This window comes from Aquaspirillum sp. LM1, from assembly GCF_002002905.1.
Lineage (GTDB): Bacteria > Pseudomonadota > Gammaproteobacteria > Burkholderiales > Aquaspirillaceae > Rivihabitans.
Genome location: NZ_CP019509.1, coordinates 2,051,491 through 2,071,781, shown reverse-complemented (window position 1 = coordinate 2,071,781; position 20,291 = coordinate 2,051,491). Strand labels below are relative to the sequence as shown.

18 protein-coding genes are annotated in these 20,291 nt (G+C 61.7%); 11 read left to right on the top strand and 7 right to left on the bottom strand.

Going from position 1 to position 20,291, the window contains the following annotated elements; genetic code table 11:
* Positions 1 to 61: 61 nt before the first annotated feature.
* The 3 genes from BXU06_RS17700 (at position 62) to BXU06_RS08830 (ending at position 2,139) form a co-directional block, all read left to right on the top strand.
* Positions 62 to 652, top strand: a complete 591-nt coding sequence (locus BXU06_RS17700; RefSeq protein WP_171982169.1) for a hypothetical protein — start codon at positions 62 to 64, stop codon at positions 650 to 652.
* Between the two features lie 501 nt (positions 653 to 1,153).
* Positions 1,154 to 1,750 (top strand): trimeric intracellular cation channel family protein, encoded by a 597-nt coding sequence (locus tag BXU06_RS08835; protein WP_077298758.1) that lies wholly within the window; start codon positions 1,154 to 1,156, stop codon positions 1,748 to 1,750.
* Between the two features lie 62 nt (positions 1,751 to 1,812).
* Positions 1,813 to 2,139: a deoxyribodipyrimidine photo-lyase gene (locus BXU06_RS08830; protein WP_077298756.1), complete on the top strand. Its 327-nt coding sequence runs from the start codon at positions 1,813 to 1,815 to the stop codon at positions 2,137 to 2,139.
* Here the strand turns inward: BXU06_RS08830 and BXU06_RS08825 are convergent.
* The 4 genes from BXU06_RS08825 to apbC form a co-directional block, all read right to left on the bottom strand.
* Complete coding sequence (locus tag BXU06_RS08825) at positions 2,124 to 2,369, bottom strand: zinc ribbon domain-containing protein (RefSeq protein WP_216352451.1); 246 nt, start codon at positions 2,367 to 2,369, stop codon at positions 2,124 to 2,126. The genes BXU06_RS08830 and BXU06_RS08825 overlap by 16 nt on opposite strands.
* Positions 2,370 to 2,469: 100 nt before the next feature.
* A complete protein-coding gene (locus BXU06_RS08820; protein ID WP_077298755.1) occupies positions 2,470 to 3,273 on the bottom strand; it encodes a hypothetical protein in 804 nt (267 codons plus the stop codon).
* 86 nt (positions 3,274 to 3,359) lie between these two features.
* Positions 3,360 to 4,712, bottom strand: coding sequence for a TrpB-like pyridoxal phosphate-dependent enzyme (locus BXU06_RS08815; protein ID WP_077298753.1), 1,353 nt, complete (start codon positions 4,710 to 4,712; stop codon positions 3,360 to 3,362).
* A gap of 292 nt (positions 4,713 to 5,004) precedes the next feature.
* Positions 5,005 to 6,132, bottom strand: a complete 1,128-nt coding sequence (apbC, locus tag BXU06_RS08810; protein WP_077298751.1) for an iron-sulfur cluster carrier protein ApbC — start codon at positions 6,130 to 6,132, stop codon at positions 5,005 to 5,007.
* Positions 6,133 to 6,210: 78 nt separating this feature from the next.
* Between apbC and metG the strand changes: the two genes are divergently transcribed.
* The 7 genes from metG to BXU06_RS08775 all read left to right on the top strand — a co-directional run bounded on the left by metG (position 6,211) and on the right by BXU06_RS08775 (position 15,646).
* The gene (metG, locus tag BXU06_RS08805) at positions 6,211 to 8,319 is read left to right on the top strand and encodes a methionine--tRNA ligase (protein ID WP_077298749.1); all 2,109 of its coding nucleotides are present in this window, start codon (positions 6,211 to 6,213) and stop codon (positions 8,317 to 8,319) included.
* 301 nt (positions 8,320 to 8,620) lie between these two features.
* Entirely contained in the window at positions 8,621 to 9,430 is an 810-nt protein-coding gene (locus tag BXU06_RS08800; RefSeq protein ID WP_077298747.1) for a methyltransferase domain-containing protein, read from the top strand.
* A gap of 145 nt (positions 9,431 to 9,575) precedes the next feature.
* The gene (locus tag BXU06_RS08795; protein WP_077298745.1) at positions 9,576 to 10,574 is read left to right on the top strand and encodes a TRAP transporter substrate-binding protein; all 999 of its coding nucleotides are present in this window, start codon (positions 9,576 to 9,578) and stop codon (positions 10,572 to 10,574) included.
* A gap of 109 nt (positions 10,575 to 10,683) precedes the next feature.
* Positions 10,684 to 11,304, top strand: coding sequence for a TRAP transporter small permease (locus BXU06_RS08790; protein WP_077298743.1), 621 nt, complete (start codon positions 10,684 to 10,686; stop codon positions 11,302 to 11,304).
* Complete coding sequence (locus BXU06_RS08785; RefSeq protein ID WP_077298741.1) at positions 11,301 to 12,584, top strand: TRAP transporter large permease; 1,284 nt, start codon at positions 11,301 to 11,303, stop codon at positions 12,582 to 12,584. Before BXU06_RS08790 ends, BXU06_RS08785 begins: the two co-directional genes overlap by 4 nt.
* 318 nt (positions 12,585 to 12,902) lie before the next feature.
* Positions 12,903 to 15,197 carry an NADP-dependent malic enzyme gene (locus BXU06_RS08780; RefSeq protein WP_077298739.1) on the top strand — a complete coding sequence of 765 codons (2,295 nt, stop codon included), beginning with the start codon at positions 12,903 to 12,905 and terminating at the stop codon, positions 15,195 to 15,197.
* A 206-nt stretch (positions 15,198 to 15,403) separates the two neighbouring features.
* Positions 15,404 to 15,646 (top strand): PhaM family polyhydroxyalkanoate granule multifunctional regulatory protein, encoded by a 243-nt coding sequence (locus tag BXU06_RS08775; RefSeq protein WP_077298737.1) that lies wholly within the window; start codon positions 15,404 to 15,406, stop codon positions 15,644 to 15,646.
* 53 nt (positions 15,647 to 15,699) lie between these two features.
* Here BXU06_RS08775 and BXU06_RS17870 read toward each other — a convergent pair whose 3' ends face one another.
* From BXU06_RS17870 to BXU06_RS08760, 3 genes are all read right to left on the bottom strand, one after another.
* A complete protein-coding gene (locus BXU06_RS17870) occupies positions 15,700 to 17,643 on the bottom strand; it encodes a methyl-accepting chemotaxis protein (protein WP_216352450.1) in 1,944 nt (647 codons plus the stop codon).
* A 256-nt stretch (positions 17,644 to 17,899) separates the two neighbouring features.
* Positions 17,900 to 18,241: a zf-TFIIB domain-containing protein gene (locus tag BXU06_RS08765; protein WP_077298733.1), complete on the bottom strand. Its 342-nt coding sequence runs from the start codon at positions 18,239 to 18,241 to the stop codon at positions 17,900 to 17,902.
* A 77-nt stretch (positions 18,242 to 18,318) separates the two neighbouring features.
* A complete protein-coding gene (locus tag BXU06_RS08760) occupies positions 18,319 to 19,023 on the bottom strand; it encodes a hypothetical protein (RefSeq protein WP_216352449.1) in 705 nt (234 codons plus the stop codon).
* A gap of 691 nt (positions 19,024 to 19,714) precedes the next feature.
* Between BXU06_RS08760 and BXU06_RS08755 the strand changes: the two genes are divergently transcribed.
* Entirely contained in the window at positions 19,715 to 20,263 is a 549-nt protein-coding gene (locus BXU06_RS08755) for a YbhB/YbcL family Raf kinase inhibitor-like protein (RefSeq protein ID WP_077298729.1), read from the top strand.
* The last annotated feature ends 28 nt before the right edge of the window (positions 20,264 to 20,291 follow it).

Here is a 20,291-nt window from a genome sequence, read left to right as displayed (position 1 = left end):
TCTCAATTAGACCACGCATCATGTCTCTTGCCCAGAAGAGTGGCCTGCTACGAATTGGAATATGATCACACGGGATGCAACAGTTATCGAGCTGATGGGCACGGCGCATATCAGTGCCTATGGCACCACGACCAGCGAAACCCTGCTGGGCAACAGCGGGAACAATGTGCTCAATGGCCGGGGCGGCCACGATCTGCTGAATGGCGGCGCGGGCAACGACACGCTGAAAGTGACGCATACGTTTGACCCGGCAGTGTATGGCGACCAGAGCGTGACCCTGGTGGGGGGAGCCGGCACGGATATCTTTGCCATTGGGGCCTGCGGCAAGCTGGTGGGGGCCAACAACACCGCGCTGGTCAGTGACTTCCAGCATGGCGTGGACAAGATTCTGTTTGCCAGCGGCAGTACACCGACCACGCTGCTGACGCTGAGCACACCGGCTGGTGCCACGCTGGACGACATGCTCAACCTGGCCACCAGCCAGATGAGCACCATCACCACCGTCAGCCAGTTTGTGTTTGCCGGCGACACCTATCTGGTGATGGACCGTACAACCAGCAATGGCTTTGCCGGGACAGACACCGCCATCAAAGTGGCTGGCACGCCACTGATCACCTGGTCGGATCTGGCATTTGGCCTGGTGGGGGTGTAACAGCCGCCTGCACCACCCTGCGGGCGCATGTCGTGCGGTTTGCTTGCCAGGCTTATCTCTGAGCTGCAGAACAGGCAAATAAACCGGGGGTGGCTTTTGACCACATCACACGCTGGCCAGATTTTTTCAAATGAAAATCTGGCCAGTTTTGTTGTAGCGCGTCGCCACCCAGTTGATGCTAAATGGGATTTATGGGGTGATGACTGTATTGTCTATGTTATTAGGTATATGATTTTTTAATATGGCGGACTTATCTGAGGAAACGCTGAAAAAATTGTCATTCCTGCGAAGGCGGGAATCCAGAATGTTGATTTTGCTGGGTTTTGCTTTTGGTAAACACGATTTTTCTGAATCCATCAGCGCATCTGCTTGGCGACAGCCGCAGCACACGCGGCACGAAAAACCCAGGGCGGCGACGCCACCCGCGCCATCCTGCCCTGAAGGGCGAGGTTTGCCGCGCACCGGATCAATCCGGTATAACCCTGCTTTTGGATTGGGCGCATGGACATCTTTTTTTTCATCGGCACGGTGTCATTCACCCTCACCGGCTATCTGCTGGGCGTGCGCAAGCGCTTTGACTGGCTGGGCGTGGCCATTCTGGCCCTGCTCACCGCCGTGGGGGGCGGCATGCTGCGTGACATGCTGATTCAGCGCACCCCGCGCATCCTGTACCAGAACGACACGCTGTGGGTGATTGCCGCCACGCTGGCGCTGGCCTGGGTACTGCGCCTGCAGCGTCGGCGCGCGCCGCAGCTGGAGCGGCTGTTCATCCTGGCTGATTCGATTGGTCTGGTGGCGTTTTCCATTGGTGGTGCACAAATCGGCGTGGCGCTGGAGATGAGCGCCTTTGGCGTGGCCATGCTCGGCTTTATCAGCGCGGTGGGCGGTGGCATGATCCGCGACATGCTGGTCAATGATATTCCGTTTATCCTGCATCAGGATTTTTACGGCACGGTGTCGATTCTGGTGGCGCTGGGCTGGTATGGCTTGCAGCAGCTGGGCTGGTATAGCATGCAGACAGAATATGCGCTGTTTGCGCTGGGCCTGGCATTGCGGCTGTGGGCGCACCGGCAGGCGCTGGCCTTGCCCGCACCATAGGCGGTGCCCAGCACCGTGTCTGCCTCTGGTTATCGTGTCTGATTTGCGTTACTGTCACGCTTATGAAAACCGCTGCCCCCGTCCATCTTGTCTGGTTCAAGCGCGATTTGCGCGTGGTTGATCATGCCGCCCTGGCTGCTGCCTGTCGCGCTGGGCCGGTGTTGCCGCTGTATATTGCCGAGCCATCAGTGTGGCAGGCAGCGGATGCATCGGCGTGGCACTGGGGCTTTGTCGAAGAATCCCTCACTGCCCTGGGCAAATCGCTGGCCGAACTGGGCCTGCCCTTGTTGCGCCTGCGCGGCGAAGCGGTGGAAGTGCTGGAAGCGCTGCTTGACATCCTCCCCGGCCTAAAGGCCGGAGATTCCTACGGCGCTCAGGCGCGGCATTGAACCGCCCCTGAGTCGCTTCGGTGGGTTCCTGCTGCTGGCGGCATGACTGCACCGCTCACTTCACAGGCTAACCGGGCGTGTCCCGCCCTTAATACGTTGATCGCGCCGACCACATCGGCGTTTTCCTCGAAACCGCATTCAACACACTGGAACCGTGCCTGCGTCTGGCGGTTGTCCGCCGACACATGGCCGCAGGCAGGGCACGTCCGCGAGGCTTGAAGGCGTTGCATACTGGTATTTTTGCAGTCCACCCCCATCGACGGCAAGGACGGCTACGCCGTCCGCGCTATCCTTCGTCGCCCTGAACGGCGGGGCTTGCCGCGCACCGGGTCAACTGGCCACCAGCCCGAGCACGCAGCCCTGCGCCATCACCTGCCGGCAGATTTCGTCCCATACCGCACCCGTTGGCAACAGGGTTTCCCGGCTGCGGAAATTATGCGGCAGACGGGGCTGGATCAGCTCGGCCAGCGCGCCTTCCGGGCGCAATAGCGGGCGGGTAAAGCCATGCACGCCATCAGCGCCCACCGGGCGGGCCGGAAAAAAGCTGAACAAGGCCCCCAGCGGCTGGTCCAGGCTGGCTCCGCGATACACCGGCAGGGTCGGGCTGTCAAAACACGCCTGATTTACCCGGCGAAACAGCGCCGACAGGCTGGCGTCGCCTACCGGCTGGCGACCATTGACCACAAACACCGTATCCAGGGCAAATTCGCCCTGCAGGTGCGAGCCAAACGCGACAATATCGCCAATGTCCAGCCGGCTGAGCACCCGGTTGGGGCTGTCCTTGCCCGGCAAAAACAAAAACGGTGCGTCAAACACAAACGGGTGAGTGGGCAGTGCCTGGGCCTGGTCGCCATGCTGGCGGCTGGCGCGGCCAGACAGCACTGGCTGATGCACGGCGTTGGCGTCGGCCTTGTTGCGGCTGGCCGGCAGCGCACGGTAGCGGGTGGCTTGCTCCCAGCTGCCCCAGAAACTGAGCGCGCCGGTTTCAATCGGCGCGCCAGGACGGGCCAGCCAGTGGGCGTGGCCCACCTGAAAAAATTTGCGCTGATGGCGCGGGCCGGGGTTGGCCGGGCACAGGCCGGAGCCGTCGGGTATGGGCTGGGCGGCCGGATGCATGTACTGGATGAAGCGCATGAATTCTGCTTCCTCATGGGTGCAAATGACCACTGCCTGCCGAGGGTGGCGGCAGGCAGTGGCGGGTCCGGGCCAGCGGAGCGGGGTTAGCCGACGCGGGGCAGGCGCGCCAGGGCGGCGCGGATGGCCTCGTCGGGGTAGTCGTAATCTTCCAGCGCGCCGGCAAAATATTTGTCGTAGCTTGCCATGTCGAAGTGACCGTGCCCGGACAGGTTGAAGAACAGGGCCTTGGACTCACCGCTTTCCTTGCAGGCCAGCGCTTCGTCCAGCGTGGCCCGGATGGCGTGGCAAGACTCCGGCGCAGGGATGATGCCTTCTGCGCGGGCAAAAGTCACGCCGGCTTCAAAGGTGGACAGCTGCGGCACCGCGCGCGCCTCGATCAACCCATCGTGGTAGAGCTGGCTGACCAGCGAGCTGGCACCGTGGTAGCGCAAGCCACCAGCGTGGATTGACGGCGGCATGAAGTCGTGGCCGAGGGTGTATTGCTTCATCAGCGGGGTCAGCCCGGCAGTATCGCCAAAATCATACGCATAGTGGCCACGGGTCAGTGTCGGGCAACTGGACGGCTCCACCGCCACCAGCCGCACCGGCTTGCCACAGGCCTTGTCGGCCAGGAAGGGGAAGGCCACGCCGCCAAAGTTGGAGCCACCGCCGCACGGGGCAAACACCATGTCCGGGTAGTCGTCGGCCAGGGCAAACTGCTTGATGGCTTCCAGGCCAATCACCGTCTGGTGCAGCAGCACATGGTTGAGCACCGAGCCCAGGCCGTAGGTGGTGTCCTTGCGGCTGGCGGCTTCTTCCACCGCTTCGGCAATGGCCAGCCCCAGCGAGCCGGGATTGTTGGCGTCAGCTTCCAGCGCGGCGCGGCCAGCGGCGGTGTGCGCACTGGGGCTGGCCAGCACTTCGGCACCCCAGGTTTGCATCATCGAGCGGCGGAACGGCTTTTGTTCATAGCTGACCTTGACCATGAACACCCGCACATCAATGCCAAAGGCCTGACCGGCAAACGCCAGCGAGCTGCCCCACTGGCCGGCACCGGTTTCGGTGGTCATGCGGCGGATGCCGGCTTCGTGGTTGTAGTAGGCCTGGGCAATCGCTGAATTGAGCTTGTGGCTGCCCGCCGGGCTGCTGCCTTCGTACTTGTAATAAATACGCGCCGGGGTGCCCAGCGCGGCTTCCAGCCGGCGCGCGCGCACCAGCGGGGTGGGCCGCCACAGCTGGTAAAGCTGGCGCACCGGCTCCGGGATGGGAATCCAGCGTTCGCTGGAGATTTCCTGTTCGATGATGGCGTCGGTAAAGATGGCCGACAGCGCGTCCGGCCCGATGGGCTGCCCGTCCGGCCCCAGCACCGGCGCTGGCGGATGGGCCAGGTCGGCAACCACGTTATACCAGTGAGTGGGAATGTCGGTTTCGGGCAGGATGAAGCGGGTGGCGGACATGATGTTCTCGTGATGGGCAAGATAAACACAGGGCGGCCAACAGCGCACGCCCCTCAACGCCTGCCGCTTGCAGCCACCGGCCCAGCCGGCCAAAACAAGCGGATGTTTCAGGTCAGCGCAAGAGAATAATCCATCGCCCTCCAGCGGGCAATCTCGGCCATGCGTTTTGCGTGAAAGCGTGCACAGCCACCCGGCCAAAAAAGCCCGGCGTTCACGCCGGGCGGGCTGATGGGCCACGGGTTCACACTGCCAGGCAGGAGGCTGATCTGGTCAGCCAGGCGCTGGCTGTGGCTCAGCTGTTCTGAATCACAATCTTGGGAATGCGCGAGGAGAAATCCCGCGCCCGCTCGGCCACGCGGATGGCTACCTGACGGGCAATCGCCTGGTAGCGCTGGGCAATGGCACCATCGGGATCGGCGGCCACGGTGGGCTTGCCCTGGTCGGCGGCCAGGCGGATGGACAAATCCAGTGGCAACTGGCCCAGCACGGCCACGCCGTATTGCTCGGCCATTTTTGCCGCGCCGCCCTCGCCAAAAATCGGCTCGGCATGGCCGCAGTTCGAGCAGATATGCACGCTCATGTTTTCCACCAGGCCCAGAATCGGCACGCCAACCTTCTCGAACATCTTCAGGCCCTTCTTGGCGTCCAGCAGGGCAATATCCTGCGGGGTGGTGACAATCACCGCGCCCGTGACCGGGATTTTTTGCGACAGCGTCAACTGCACATCGCCGGTGCCCGGCGGCATGTCGATCAGCAGATAGTCCAGATTGTCCCAGCGGGTGTCGTTCAGCAGCTGTTGCAGGGCCTGACTGACCATCGGTCCGCGCCAGATCATCGCCTGGTCGTCGTCCACCAGATAGCCGATCGACATGCTTTGCAGGCCCAGGCTTTCCAGCGGCAACAGCGACTTATTGTCCGGCGACTCCGGGCGCTTGCCTTGCAGGCCCAGCAGCAAGGGCTGCGACGGGCCGTAGATGTCGGCGTCGAGAATGCCCACCCGCGCACCTTCGGCGGCCAGCGCCAGCGCCAGGTTCACCGTGGTGGTGGACTTGCCCACCCCGCCCTTGCCGGAAGCAATGGCAATGATGTTTTTCACGCCAGGCAGCAGCGACACGCCACGCTGGGCGGCATGGGCGACAATCTGGCTGCTGGCCTTCACCTCGGCGTCGGTCACCCCGGCCAGGGTGAGCAGATGGGCACGCACCTGGGCAGCCAGTGCGTCCCACTGCGAGCGGGCCGGATAGCCCAGCACCACGTCCAGGCTGACGCGACCGCCGTCGATCTTGAGGTTCTTGATCGCTTTGGCGCTGACCAGATCCTTGCCGGTGTTGGGGTCCAGACAGGTTGTCAGGTGCTCGGTTACCTGCTCCGGGGTCAGGGCAGCGTTGCCGCCGCCAAACAGGGTTTTAATCAGATTCATGGTGGGGGTTCCATTGGGTGTGGCGGGTCAACTTGCTACAATAGGGGTTTTACTGCTTTTTACAAGACGCGGAATCCCATGACTGCCCAGAAACGCCAGATTCTTGTGACCAGCGCGTTACCCTACGCGAACGGCGCCATCCACCTTGGCCATATGGTCGAGCATATCCAGACCGATATCTGGGTGCGTTTCCAGAAGATGCGTGGCCACGACTGCCACTATGTCTGCGCCGACGACACCCACGGCACGCCGATCATGCTCAAGGCCGAAAAAGACGGCATCACCCCCGAGGCGCTGATCGAACGCGTGCACGCCGAGCACCTGCGCGACTTCACCGGCTTTCACATCGGCTACGACAACTACTACAGCACCAATAGCGCAGAAAACCGCCATTACTCGTATGACATCTACCGCAAGCTGAAAGCCGACGGCAAGATTGTCAGCCGCACCATCGAGCAGCTGTTCGACCCGGAAAAACAGATGTTCCTGCCCGACCGCTTCGTCAAGGGCGAATGTCCCAAGTGCGGTGCCAAGGATCAATACGGCGATTCCTGCGAGGCGTGTGGTGCCACCTACAGCCCAACCGAGCTGAAAAACCCCTATTCCGCCGTGTCTGGTGCCACGCCGGTGCTGCGCGAGAGCGAGCATTTCTTCTTCCGCCTGGGCGAATGCGCCGACTTCCTGCGCGACTGGACCGCCGGGGCCAGCACGCTGGCCGATGGCCGTCGCCAGCCGCACCTGCAAACCGAATCGCTGAACAAGATGAACGAGTGGATCGACGGCGGCCTGCAGGACTGGGACATCTCGCGCGATGCGCCGTACTTCGGCTTTGAAATCCCCGACGCACCGGGCAAGTATTTTTATGTGTGGCTGGATGCGCCAATTGGCTATATGGCCAGCTTCAAAAACCTGTGCGAGCGCAGCGGCCTGAACTTTGACGACTACTTCAAGGCGGATTCGACTGCCGAGCTGTACCACTTCATCGGCAAGGACATCCTGTATTTCCACGCGCTGTTCTGGCCGGCCACCCTGCAATATTCTGGCTACCGCACGCCGACCGGGGTGTTTGCCCATGGCTTTTTGACTGTGGACGGCCAGAAAATGTCCAAGTCGCGCGGCACCTTCATCACCGCGCAAAGCTATCTGGATTGCGGGCTGAACCCGGAATGGATGCGCTATTACATCGCCGCCAAGCTGACCAGCAAGATCGAGGACATCGACCTGTCGCTGGAGGACTTTGTCGCCCGCGTCAACAGCGACCTGATTGGCAAGTTCATCAATATTGCCAGCCGCGCCGCCGGCTTTATCAGCAAGCGCTTTGCCGGCCAACTGGCCGCCACGCTGAGCGCGCCAGACAGCCTGGCCAGCCCGGTGTGCTACGCCAGCGAGCTGGAATCCGGCGCGGCACTGCTGGCTCACCTGCAACAGCAAGCCGACAGCATCGCCAGCGCGCTGGAGGCACGCGAATACGCCCGCGCACTGCGCGAGGTGATGGGCCTGGCCGACAAGGTCAACGCCTATGTAGACGCCAACAAGCCGTGGGAGCTGGCCAAGCAGGAAGGCCAGGAAGCGCGTCTGCACGAAGTGTGCAGCGTGCTGATCAACGCATTCCGCCTGCTGGCGCTGTACCTGAAGCCCGTGTTGCCCAAGCTGGCCGCCGATGTGGAAGCTTTCCTTAATATCGCCCCGCTGACCTGGCAGGATGCCGGCAGCCTGCTGCTGGGCCACAGCATCCAGCCTTACCAGCACCTGATGACGCGCATCGACCCGAAGCAGATCGAAGCGCTGATCGAAGCCAACAAGCAAAGCCTGGACACCGCTCCGGCTGCTGTGGACATCGAACCGTTTGCCGACACCATCGGCATCGACGACTTTGCCAAGCTGGACCTGCGCGTGGCCACTGTGCTGGACTGCAAGCTGGTGGACGGCTCGGACAAGCTCTTGCAATTCACCGTCGATCTGGGCAGTGAAACGCGCAATATCTTCTCCGGCATCCGCAAAGCCTACGCCGCCCCGGCCAGCCTGATTGGCCGCCAGGTGATTGTGGTGGCCAACCTCGCCCCACGCAAGATGCGCTTTGGCGTGTCGCAAGGCATGATTCTGTGCGCCAGCGGCGTGGACGACGGCAGCGGGCTGTTTTTGCTGGATGTTGATGATGGTGCCATGCCGGGCATGCGGGTGAGCTGAAGCTTGCGCTGATTGATTCAGAAACAGCGTTTTGGCCAAAAGCACAACCCAGCAAAATCAAAAGTCTGGATCCCCGCCTGCGCGGGGATGACGATTTTTTTCCGCGTTACTCCCAAGCCCCATCTTCACGCTGTTCTGGCTGCGGCAAGCTGCCAGAACAGCGTGAGCCATCGCCACCGCACCCGGCGTTTTCTCTGGTTTTTCCCTCCGGCATCAGCATGTGCGTGTTGTTTACACCCAAAGTCGATGACGTCAGTATAATGTTTCCGGCATTTTTCCTGATAATGATCGAGCCTTCCCCATGTCTTGTACTTACATCCACGGTTTTTCCGCCACCGAGCAAGCCCGCTTGGTGGCGCAGGCTGACGCCCTGGCGTCGGTGGTTTTTGGCGGCCTGAATTTGGCTGATACGCGCACCCTGCTGGAAGTCGGCTGCGGTGTCGGTGCGCAAACCCGGCAGTTGTTGACGCGCTGGCCGCACATACACATTCATGCCGTGGACCAGAGCCCCACCCATCTGGCGGCGGCGGCGGCGTATTTGTGCGACGAAATGGCACAGGGCCAGGTGGCCCTGACCCGCGCCCAGGCCGAATGCCTGCCGCTGGCGGCTGGGCAGTTTGATGTGGCGCTGACCATCTGGGTGCTGGAGCATGTGCCCCAGCCGGCGCAGATTCTGGCCGAGATGGTGCGCGTGCTGAAGCCGGGCGGGCGGGTGATTCTGACCGAGGTAGACAACAGCACCTTCCGGTTTTTTCCGCACAACCCAGTGATTGAAGGCTGGTGGGAGACATTCAACATCTTGCAAAGCCAATCCGGGGCTGATCCGTTTATTGGCCAGCAACTGGCGTCGCTGGCGCAAGAGGTGGGCCTGCAGGACATCCGTGTGGAGCTCTTGCCGATTGTCTCCAGCCGGCAAGCGCCGCAGCGCCGGCTGGCCTTGCTGCGCTACACCCGCGACTTATTGCTGTCCGGCGCGGACAGTCTCAAGCGCGCGGGCCTGGTCAGCGAAGCCGATGAACAGGCTTTGCTGGCTGAATTTGCCGCGCTGGAAGCGCGCCCGGAGGTGGCGTTTCAGTATCTGGCGGTGCGGCTGTGTGCGGTGGCTCCATAGCATGCAGGCCCAGCATCAGGTGCATTAGGGTAAACCCTAATGCGGAATCCCCCAATGGCGCTTACCGTCCGCTTTGCCTATTGTGGCGATACTGGCGGTTTAACCATCTGCCAAATCATCCGCAAAATAGCCGAGGAGAAAACAAATGAAACTGAAAATTGCTGCTGTCCTGGTGGGCGCAGCCCTGGGTCTGTCGTCGATGGCGCACGCCGCAGGCGAGATTGTCATCAAGTTCAGCCACGTGGTGGCGGTGGATACGCCGAAGGGCAAGGCGGCGGAATATTTCAAGAAGCTGGCTGAAGAGCGGACCAAGGGCAAGGTGAAGGTGCAGGTCTACCCGAACAGCCAGCTGTACAAGGACAAGGAAGAGCTGGAAGCGCTGCAGCTGGGCGCGGTGCAGATGCTGGCCCCGTCGCTGGCCAAGTTTGGCCCGCTGGGTGCCAAGGAATTTGAAGTGTTCGACCTGCCGTACATCTTTGACGACTACAAAGAGCTGCACAAGGTCACCCAGGGCCCGATCGGCCAGCAACTGCTGGGCAAGCTCGACAGCAAGGGCATCAAGGGTCTGGCGTTCTGGGATAACGGCTTCAAGCAGTTCTCTGCCAACAAGCCGCTGAAAACCCCGGCAGACTTCAAGGGCCTGAAGCTGCGTATCCAGTCGTCCAAGGTGCTGGAAGAAGAAGTCCGCTCGCTCGGTGCCATTCCGCAGGTGATGGCGTTCTCCGAAGTGTATCAGGCGCTGCAAACTGGCGTGGTGGATGGCACCGAAAACCCGGTGTCCAATTTCTACACCCAGAAAATGCACGAAGTGCAAAAGCACATGACCCTGACCGGCCACGGTTATCTGGGTTACGCGGTGATCGTCAACAAGAAGTTCTGGGACGGTCTGCCGGCTGACGTGCGCACGGCGCTGGACAGTGCCATGAAGGATTCGACTGCCTACGCCAACCAGATTGCCGAGAAAGAAAACGCCAGCGACCTGGAAAAGGTCAAGGCTTCGGGCAAGACCACCATCTACGTGCCGACTCCGGCAGAAAAAGCGGCGCTGAAACAGGCGCTGACCCCGGTTCACGCCAAGATGGCCAGCCGCATTGGCCAGGACATCATTGACGCCATCTACAAAGAAACCGGCTTTACCAAGTAATCCTGTGCTGGCCCGCTATCCGGCGGGCCCGTGTCACCCCTGATGCCGCGCCCATGATGGACGCCGGCAGGGGTGGGTTTTGCCGTGTAACTTGACGAGGACTTTATCCATGTTCCGCTTTCTTGACCATCTTGAAGAGTGGCTGATTGCCACCCTGATGGCGGCGGCGACCTTGCTGATTTTTGTGGCGGTGGTGCATCGCTACGGAATGGGCATTGAGGCGCTGCAGCCGTATCTGCAAGACATTCATCTTTCCTGGGCGCAGGAGCTGTGCATCTACATGTTTGTGTGGATGGCCAAATTTGGCGCGGCCTACGGCGTGCGCACCGGCATCCATGTGGGTGTTGACGTGCTGATCAACCGCCTGCAAGACAGCAACCGCGCCAAGTTTATTGTGTTTGGCCTGTGCGCCGGCGCGCTGTTTACCGCCATTGTTGGCACCCTGGGCGCGACATTTGTCTGGGAAATTGCCCACACCGAACAAACCTCGGCTGACCTGGAACTGCCAATGTGGCTGGTGTATCTGGCGGTGCCGTGCGGCTCTTACCTGATGTGCTTCCGCTTCCTGCAAGTGGCAGTGAACTTCATCCGTACTGGCGAATTGCCCAAGCATGACCACAGCCACGTGGAAGGCATGGACGACGCCAAGGACGACATCAACTGGTTCGCCATGGATGATGATCTGCATCCGCACGACATTAAAAATCATCCGCACGGAGGCAAACAATGAGCACCGTCTTTATTTTTGTGCTGCTGCTGACGCTGATGCTCACTGGCATGCCGATTTCCATTTCGCTTGGCCTGACGGTGTTGACCTTCTTCTTCACCATGACCGACATTCCGATCGAGTCGGTGGCGCTCAAGCTGTTTACCGGTATTGAAAAGTTCGAAATCATGGCGATTCCGTTCTTTATTCTGGCCGGCAATTTCCTCACCCACGGCGGCGTGGCGCGGCGGATGATCAACTTTGCCACCAGCATGGTGGGCCATTGGCATGGCGGCCTGGGTCTGGCCGGGGTGATGGCCTGCGCGCTGTTTGCGGCGGTATCCGGCTCCAGCCCGGCCACCGTGGTGGCAATTGGCTCCATCCTGCTGCCGGCCATGGTCAAGCAAGGCTTCCCCAATGGCTTTGGTGCCGGGGTGATCACCACCTCTGGCGCGCTGGGCATCCTGATTCCGCCGTCCATCGTGATGGTGATGTATTCGGTGGCCACCAACACCTCGGTGGGTCAGCTGTTCATGGCCGGGGTGATTCCGGGCCTGATGCTGGCCACCCTGCTGGGCCTGACCACCTGGTATCGGGCGCGCAAGAACAACTACCCGCGTCTGGCCAAGGCCAGCCTGGCACAGCGCTTGAACGCCCTGCGTGAGAGCGTGTGGGGGTTGCTGTTGATTGTGGTGGTGATTGGCGGGATTTATTCCGGCATCTTCACCCCGACCGAAGCAGCGGCCATGAGCGCGGTGTATGCCTTTATCGTGGCGGTGTTTGTCTACAAGGACATGACCCTCAAGCAAGTGCCCAAGGTGCTGCTGGATTCGGCATCGATGAGCGCCATGCTGCTGTACATCATCACCAATGCCGTGCTGTTCTCCTTCCTGATGACCAGCGAGAACATCCCGCAAAACATGGCCGCCTGGCTGCTGGACATGGGCCTGGGCCCGATCAGCTTCCTGCTGATGGTCAACATCCTGTTGCTGCTGGCCGGTAATGTGATGGAGCCGTCGTCGATTGTGCTGATTTTTGCGCCGATTCTGTTTCCGGTGGCGCAAAGCCTGGGCATCGACCCGGTGCACTTTGGCATCCTGATCACGGTGAATATGGAAGTGGGCATGTGCCATCCGCCAGTGGGCCTGAACCTATACGTGGCCTCGGGCATCACCAAGATGGGCATCACCGAGCTGACCAAGGCCGTATGGCCATGGCTGCTGACCATGATCGTGTTCCTGGGCATTGTGACTTATATTCCGGCAATTTCGCTGTGGCTGCCGCGCACCCTGGGCATGATGTAAATGCCTGACTGAGCGCATGTCCCCGCTGGCCCGCCTGGGCCGGCGGGAGCCAGCGGATGGGGTGACCCATGCCAACACGGCATAACCCCATGCATGACCGGCTGCGCCAACTGTGCGCCAAGCCCCTATAATGCCAGGGCTGGGGCTTATCCTGCCCAACTCCCTCCCGTCAGCCACCGGCTGCAGCTACCCGCTGCGCTGGCAAGGTTATCGGGCTGGACACGATATCTGCACTATCCACAATGAGTCGTATCACGACCAGACACGCATCCTCCCAAAGACACGAAGAACCTCGCACCCTGATCAGGAGATCCAGCAATGGATGAGCAACTGCGCCAAAGCGCTCTCGAATATCACCAGTACCCGACCCCCGGCAAAATCCAGGTAGCTCCGACCAAGCCGCTGACCACCCAGCGCGATCTGGCCCTGGCTTACTCGCCCGGCGTGGCCGCAGCGTGTGACGCCATCGTCGAAGACCCGAACAACGCCTACAAATACACCTCGCGCGGCAATCTGGTCGCGGTCATCTCCAACGGCACCGCCGTGCTGGGCCTGGGTAATATTGGCCCGCTGGCCGGCAAGCCGGTGATGGAAGGCAAGGGCGTGCTGTTCAAGAAGTTTGCCGGCATTGATGTGTTTGACCTGGAAGTCAACGAAAACGACCCGGACAAGCTGGTGGACATCATCTGCGCGCTGGAGCCCACCTTCGGCGGCGTCAATCTGGAAGACATCAAGGCCCCGGAATGCTTCTACATTGAGCAAAAATGCCGCGAACGCATGGGCATTCCGGTGTTCCACGACGACCAGCACGGCACCGCCATTGTGTCTGCGGCTGCCGTGCTCAACAGCCTGCGCCTGGTGAACAAGGACATCAGCCAGGTGCGCGTGGTGGCTTCTGGCGCTGGCGCTGCCGCCATTGCCTGCCTGGAACTCCTGGTTGCACTGGGCGTCACCCGCGCCAACATCACCGTGTGTGACTCCAAGGGGGTGATCTACCAGGGTCGCGACGACAAGATGGACGAATCGAAAAAACGCTTCGCCATCCCGGACAATGGCCAGCGCAAACTGGCCGACGCCATGGTCGGTGCCGACATCTTCATGGGCCTGTCCGGTCCCAAGCTGGTCACCCAGGAAATGGTCAAGAGCATGGCCGCGCATCCGCTGATTCTGGCCATGGCCAATCCGGAGCCGGAAATCCTGCCGCATCTGGTCAAGGAAGTGCGCCCGGATGCCATCATCGGCACTGGCCGTTCGGACTACCCGAACCAGGTGAACAACGTGCTGTGCTTCCCGTTCATCTTCCGTGGTGCGCTGGACGTGGGTGCCATCACCATCAACGAAGAAATGAAGCTCGCCTGCGTGCGTGCGCTGGCCGATCTGGCCATGGCCGAACAAAACGAAGTGGTGGCCTCGGCCTACGGCGGCGACCAGGACCTGTCGTTTGGCCCCGAGTACGTGATTCCCAAGCCGTTTGACCCGCGCCTGATCGTCAAGATTGCCCCGGCAGTGGCCAAGGCAGCGATGGATTCCGGCGTGGCCACCCGTCCGATTGCCGACATGGACGCTTACATCGAACAACTGGCCCAGTTTGTCTACAAGACCAATCTGTTCATGAAGCCGGTGTTCACCCAGGCCAAGAAAGACAAAAAGCGCGTGGTCATGGCCGAAGGCGAAGACGAGCGCGTGCTGCACGCCACCCAGGAAATCGCCTCGCAAGGCCTGGCCTTCCCGATCCTGATTGGCCGTCCGAGCGTGATCGAAAAGCGCATCGAAAAACTCGGCCTGAAGCTGCAGGCCGGTGTGGATTTCGAACTGGTCAACAACGAATCCGATCCGCGCTTTAACGACTACTGGAACGACTACTACCACCTGATGAAGCGCAAAGGCGTCTCGCAAGAGCAGGCCCGCCGCCGGGTGATTGGCAATACCACGCTGATTGGCGCGCTGATGGTGCGCCGTGGTGAAGCCGATGCGATGATTTGCGGTACGTATGGCACCTATCGCCAGCATTTCGACATTGTCGAAAACGTGATTGGCTACGGCCATGAAGACCAGGTGGCCGGTGCCATGAACGCGCTGATTTTGCCAACCGGCAATATCTTCATCGCCGACACCTACGTCAACGCCAACCCGGACGCCGAACAGCTGGCCGCCATTACCGACATGGCCGCCAAGGCAGTCAAGCGCTTTGGTATTGCGCCGAAGGTGGCACTGCTGTCCAACTCCAGCTTTGGCACGGTGCAAAGCGCCGGTGCTGGCAAGATGCGCGACGCGCTGGACATCATCCGCGCCAAGAATCCGACACTGGAAATCGACGGTGAAATGCAGGGCGACGCCGCATTGCTGGAAACCATCCGCCTGCAAGCCATGCCAAGCACCACGCTCAAGGGCGCGGCCAACCTGCTGGTGATGCCGAACGTGGAAGCCGCCAATATCAGCTACAACCTGCTGCGTGTGTCGGCCTCCGACGGCGTGACCATCGGCCCGATCCTGATGGGCATGGCCAAGCCGGTGCATATCGTCACCGCCATCTCGTCGGTGCGCCGCATCGTCAATATGGTGGCGCTGGCAGCAGTGGACGCGCAAAACCAGGCGGCCAACAAGGCAGACTGACTCCACTGCGGGGAAAACCGCGCTGCGACCAAGGGGCTATCCCTGACGCGGCGCGGTCGGCTTATACTGAACGGGCAGGCTCCAATGAGCCGGCCCGTTTTTTTGGGTTGGCCGCCAGAGCGGAGCCTGGTGCAACCCCGCACCCGCTGGCGTGTGGCCCAGTATCCGGCGCGGGGCGTTTTATCACATAACCAGGGGACTTCACCATGAACGCAGACTTCAATCCCGGCGACCCATTTGCCCTGTTCCGCCAATTCTGGCAGGCCGCCACCCCGCCCGGTGCCCAGCCATTCCTGCCACCCATGACCGAAGAAGACCTTGAGCGCAAGCTGGCCGAGCTGAAAGTGGTGGAAGACTGGCTGACGATGAATCTGGGCATGCTGCACCTGCAGGTGCGCACGCTGGAAATGCAAAAAGCCGCGCGTGCGGCGCTGAAGCCCAAAGACTGAATCCGGCACCCCGGCCTTCACTGGACGCTGGCCGGGGTGTCGAGGGGCGAGAGTTACACGCGGAAATGCCGCACGGCCTGCTGCAGGCGCTGGGCCAGGCCGGCCAGTTCGCTGGCGGCGTGTTCCACCTGATGCAGGGTGGTGCTGTTGCGCTCGGTCATTTCTGCCACCCGCTGCACACTGCCAGCCATACTTTCGCTGGCGGCGCTTTGCTCGCGCAGCATGTCGGAAATGCCGCTGATGGCGTCCACCACCCGCTCCGAGCCGTTTTCAATCTGGCGAATGGCCGTGCTGGCCTGACGGGCAAACTCCACGCCTTCTTCCACCTGACGCACTTCGGTTTGCATGGTGTCCAGCGCAGCGTGGGTGCTGTGCTGGATCAGGCTGATGATCTCGCTGATTTCCTGGGTGGAGCGGGCAGTGCGTTCGGCCAGCTTGCGCACTTCGTCGGCCACCACGGCAAAGCCGCGCCCGGACTCACCGGCGCGGGCGGCCTCAATCGCGGCGTTCAGCGCCAGCAGATTGGTCTGGTCGGCGATGTCCTTGATGGCGGCGGTCACCGCCGAAATGCGGTCAGACTGGCCCACCAGGTTTTCGATCATCTCCGAAGAGCGGTGTACGGTGTCGGCAATCCGTGACACTTCCTGCACCGAACGGTCAATAATCTGGCCGCCCTCACGGGACAACTGCCCGGACGCCTGCGCCGTGGCCCTGGCCTGGCTGGCGCTGTCATTCACGCTGGTGATGCTGACCGACACCTGTTCGACAGCGGCGGCAATGGCTTCTGCCGAGTGGACTTCTTCGTTCAGCGCGCCCGACGCCTGGCGCACCAGCTGGGCCAGCTGGCTGGCGTCCCGCCCCAGGGTGTCGGCGCTGCGCTGGATTTCCGCCACGGTATCGCGCAGCTGGGTTTGCATGGTTTTGACCGCCGCCAGCAGGGTGTCGGCACGGGGGCTGTCGCTGTGGATTTCCACCGTCAGGTTGCCACTGGCAATTTCACGGGCAACCTGCACGGCATAGGCCGGATCGCCGCCCAACTGGCCCAGTGCCCGTTGCACCGCCAGCAGCACCACCGCGCTGCCCAGCGTCAGGATCAGCGCCATCCAGGCCAGATTGCGGAAGATCACCGCTTGCACGGCGTCACGCGTGGCCTGGATGTCGCGGGTAAACACCAGCAGGCCGGCCACTTCACCCGCGCCATCCTTGAACGGAAAACTCATTACCGCATGGCTTGGGCCAATATACAGCTGGGCGGTCTGGCTGTCGGCGTTCAGGCCGGCGGTCTGGGCGGTGCTCAGCGCCAGCGCTTTGTCGGTGGCATCCAGCAGGATCAGCCCGTTGAGCTTTTCGCCCTTGATCTCGGTGCCTTTTTTCTCGGTGTAGCTGGCGCGTAGCAGCACGGCCACGTCGTCGCCGGTCATGCGTTTGGTGGCAGGCAGCACATGGTCAATTTCCTGAGCCAGCTCCCAGTAGCCAATTTTTTGCCCGTTCAGCATCACGGGCCGCACAGCGCGCAGCGAAAAGAAGTTTTTGCCCATATCCAGACTGGACGCCAGCGCATTGCTGGCGTCGGCCAGCTTGAAGCTGTTGCGGGCGTTTTTATCGCCAAACTGTTCTGGCTTGTGCACGCGCAAAAAAGTGGTGCCATCCGCATCATGAAAATAAAAATGGGTAATGCGGAACTGGCTTTTCAGCTCGTCGAACAAGGGCTTGGCGCGCGCATACAGTTGCTCGCGGTTTTTGCTGACAAAGGGCTCCAGCAGATGGTCGATTTGCGCGGTGGTGGTCAGCGCCCGGCCCAGGCCTTCGGCATCGCTGGCAATCTGGTTGAGAAAAACCTGTTCATCACCACGCATGTCAGCGTCCAGCGTGTGCTCCAGCTGGTTGATCTGGGTGAAATAAATCTGTGTGCCTGCGGTCAGCAGCATCATCACCAGGCTGAGCAACAGCGCCAGCACAATGCGTCCGCGAAACGATATTCCCATTCTGACGGCCATAGTTCCTCCTGCCTGGTAAAGTTGGTGATCAACTGCCCGGCCACGCCGAATACGCCAGCGGCTGAGCATTGCGGTATCTACCTAGGATACAGGCCGGACGGAAATGCCAGCAAGAATAATTATCGTCTTGGGCGGGCGCGTGTCGGGGGCAACGCGCTGTGTGAGGATACGCCAGCGTGGCAGGAAATGGGGACAACCGCTGCCGGCACGCACAGGGACCGCGAGTGGCCCTCAGTGCGCATCGGCCACTGGTCAATCAATCGTCAAACAACTCTTCCCACAACGATTTGCGCCGGTGGCTGCCGTGTTTATGGCTGTCGTGCTTGTGCTGCCCATGTGCCGGATAGCCATGATGCTGGCGCGGGTCGGGGTAAGGCAGGCTGCTGGGGTGAGACGGCGCTGGCGCGGGGGTGGCGTGCTGGGCCGGCGGAGGGCTGGCCGGGGTGGCCGCATAAGCCGGGCTGGCCGAGCGCTCGATAATCTTGTCCAGCTCGCCCCGGTCCAGCCATACGCCACGGCATTGCGGACAGTAGTCAATTTCGATGCCCTGGCGTTCGCTCATCACCAGGGTCACGTCTCGGCATACTGGGCATTTCATCACACGCATCCTTCTCAGGGTTGATGGCAAGCCTGTTTGGACCGGCCAGGCCGGGCCAAGGTTCAAAGGTGACAGGTTTACCGGCACAGCTTGAGGTTGGTGCGGGCGGCCCGGAGCACGCCCAGATAGCCTTCTGCCTCGGCGGGTGGGTAGCTGTCGCGGATGGCCTCGTCGCGGCGGGCGGCATCGGCGGCCAGCGGTTGCAGGGTGGCCCGGCAGGCGGCGGCGTCGCCCAGGCGCAGCTGCGCCAGCGCCAGATCATTGCGCAGCCAGTGTGCGCCCAGCCAGTCCAGGGTTTTCTGGCAACGCGCCAGCACCGGGGCCAGGATGTTCACCGCGCCAGCGTAGTCCTTCTGATCGTAGTGCTGCTTGAACAGCTTGCGCTGCTGACGCACGCTGGCGGTGTCGCAGCCTGGGGCCGGACGCAGGTACAAGCCGTCCAGCCCGGCGCGCATGCCACAAAAGTAGCGACAGCCTGGCGTGCTGCTCAGGGCAATATCGTGGCCCTGGCGGACAAAATCCATCTCGCAGCGCTCATCGCTGCCCTCGGTGGGCACCTGGGCATGCCCTTGACGAATCACCCCTTCGATCTGGCAGACATGGGCATTGCTGCCCACGGTGGACAGGCTGAACGGCTGGCCGCTGGCGCTGGCCGGTTTCAGCGTCAGCACCCCCCAGCCTTGTTCAGTCAGATATTCTCCGGCAGGCGGCGTGGCCGAGGGGGCTGCCAGACTGAGGGACGAGGCAGCCAGAGCCGCCAGTAACAGAGGAAACACTTTCATCATGGGCTCCGTATTTCATTCAAATCAGCTATCGGCATTGTAGCCAGCCCTGACTGCCAGCGTCATCGGGAAATCAGCCCGGCCAGGAGGAAAGAAGGCCAAGGTGGATTGGCTGGCGCAAACAGGCGCGTGGGCTAGTAGCCAGTCACCATGATATGAACCGAATGACAGGCGACTCGAGCGTTTTCGGCATGAGTTTCATCTGACGTGTCGTTCCCGCGCAGGCGGGAACCCAGACCGCACCACAGTGTGCGCGGTGGGCATGGCGCAGGTAAGCGCTCGTGAGAACTCACCCCGCTGTGCGCTGTGGACACGCCTGGATTCCCGCCTGCGCGGGAATGACTCGGTGTCGTGCGGCGAGTAGTTCTTCGTGGCGACATGAACCCTTGTGTTTCAGCGTGACTGGCTACTAACCCCATACTGGACAATATTGGCCGAATCCGTCCTGATATTGGCCGGATAGCGGGCTGGCGAGACAGCGGCATCAGGGTAAGCTGGTCATGTACGCTCAACTTGGGCCATGCCTTATTGCGCAGATGCAGGCATGCCATCGCGCAGAATGCGCGGCCTGGCATGCTGACTGCGCGGCCACGCACGCCACCGGCAAACGCAAGCCGGCATACTCCATCTTCAGCCCACCGGGCTGGGCTGGGAAAAACCTCCCCGGCTGTGTCTTTTCAAGGAGTTCACCATGTTGCATCGTATTGCCGTATCCCTGTTGCTGGCAGGCTTGAGTGTGTCCACGCTGGCGCAGGCCGAGCGCTTTCAGTTAAGCAGCCCGGACGTGTCGCCAGACCAGCCGCTGGCAGCTGAATTTGTCTTCAACGGGTTTGGCTGCCAGGGTGGCAATCAGTCGCCCGCGCTGCGCTGGAACACCCCGCCGGCTGGCACGCGGAGTCTGGCAATTACCGTATACGACCCGGATGCGCCCACCGGCAGCGGCTGGTGGCACTGGCAGGTGGTCAATCTGCCGGCCAGCACCCGCGAACTGCCGCGCAACGCCAGCGTCAGCGGTCTGCCGGCGGGCGCGGTGCAAACCCGCACCGACTTTGGCCAGCCGGGTTATGGCGGTGCCTGCCCGCCGCCAGGCCATGGCCGCCACCGCTACCAGTTTACCGTCTGGGCGCTATCCAGCGAGCAGTTGCCGCTGAACGGCGAAGCCAGCGGGGCGATGACCGGGTATATGCTGCGCCAGCATGCGCTGGGGCAGGCCAGCCTGACGGTGCAGTACGCCCGCTGAACGGGGTGGCGGCGGTTTGCCCTGAACA

Excerpts from the sequence above, each read along its gene's own strand:
- BXU06_RS08835 (WP_077298758.1), top strand. The coding sequence starts at position 1,154 with ATGGACATCTTTTTTTTCATCGGCACGGTGTCATTCACCCTCACCGGC.
- BXU06_RS08780 (WP_077298739.1), top strand. The coding sequence starts at position 12,903 with ATGGATGAGCAACTGCGCCAAAGCGCTCTCGAATATCACCAGTACCCG.
- BXU06_RS08825 (WP_216352451.1), bottom strand. The coding sequence starts at position 2,369 with ATGCAACGCCTTCAAGCCTCGCGGACGTGCCCTGCCTGCGGCCATGTG.
- BXU06_RS08830 (WP_077298756.1), top strand. The coding sequence starts at position 1,813 with ATGAAAACCGCTGCCCCCGTCCATCTTGTCTGGTTCAAGCGCGATTTG.
- BXU06_RS08790 (WP_077298743.1), top strand. The coding sequence starts at position 10,684 with ATGTTCCGCTTTCTTGACCATCTTGAAGAGTGGCTGATTGCCACCCTG.
- BXU06_RS08795 (WP_077298745.1), top strand. The coding sequence starts at position 9,576 with ATGAAACTGAAAATTGCTGCTGTCCTGGTGGGCGCAGCCCTGGGTCTG.
- BXU06_RS08755 (WP_077298729.1), top strand. The coding sequence starts at position 19,715 with ATGTTGCATCGTATTGCCGTATCCCTGTTGCTGGCAGGCTTGAGTGTG.
- BXU06_RS08815 (WP_077298753.1), bottom strand. The coding sequence starts at position 4,712 with ATGTCCGCCACCCGCTTCATCCTGCCCGAAACCGACATTCCCACTCAC.
- BXU06_RS08785 (WP_077298741.1), top strand. The coding sequence starts at position 11,301 with ATGAGCACCGTCTTTATTTTTGTGCTGCTGCTGACGCTGATGCTCACT.
- BXU06_RS08800 (WP_077298747.1), top strand. The coding sequence starts at position 8,621 with ATGTCTTGTACTTACATCCACGGTTTTTCCGCCACCGAGCAAGCCCGC.
- BXU06_RS08760 (WP_216352449.1), bottom strand. The coding sequence starts at position 19,023 with ATGAAAGTGTTTCCTCTGTTACTGGCGGCTCTGGCTGCCTCGTCCCTC.
- BXU06_RS08765 (WP_077298733.1), bottom strand. The coding sequence starts at position 18,241 with ATGAAATGCCCAGTATGCCGAGACGTGACCCTGGTGATGAGCGAACGC.
- metG (WP_077298749.1), top strand. The coding sequence starts at position 6,211 with ATGACTGCCCAGAAACGCCAGATTCTTGTGACCAGCGCGTTACCCTAC.
- BXU06_RS08775 (WP_077298737.1), top strand. The coding sequence starts at position 15,404 with ATGAACGCAGACTTCAATCCCGGCGACCCATTTGCCCTGTTCCGCCAA.
- BXU06_RS17870 (WP_216352450.1), bottom strand. The coding sequence starts at position 17,643 with ATGGCCGTCAGAATGGGAATATCGTTTCGCGGACGCATTGTGCTGGCG.
- BXU06_RS08820 (WP_077298755.1), bottom strand. The coding sequence starts at position 3,273 with ATGCGCTTCATCCAGTACATGCATCCGGCCGCCCAGCCCATACCCGAC.
- BXU06_RS17700 (WP_171982169.1), top strand. The coding sequence starts at position 62 with ATGATCACACGGGATGCAACAGTTATCGAGCTGATGGGCACGGCGCAT.
- apbC (WP_077298751.1), bottom strand. The coding sequence starts at position 6,132 with ATGAATCTGATTAAAACCCTGTTTGGCGGCGGCAACGCTGCCCTGACC.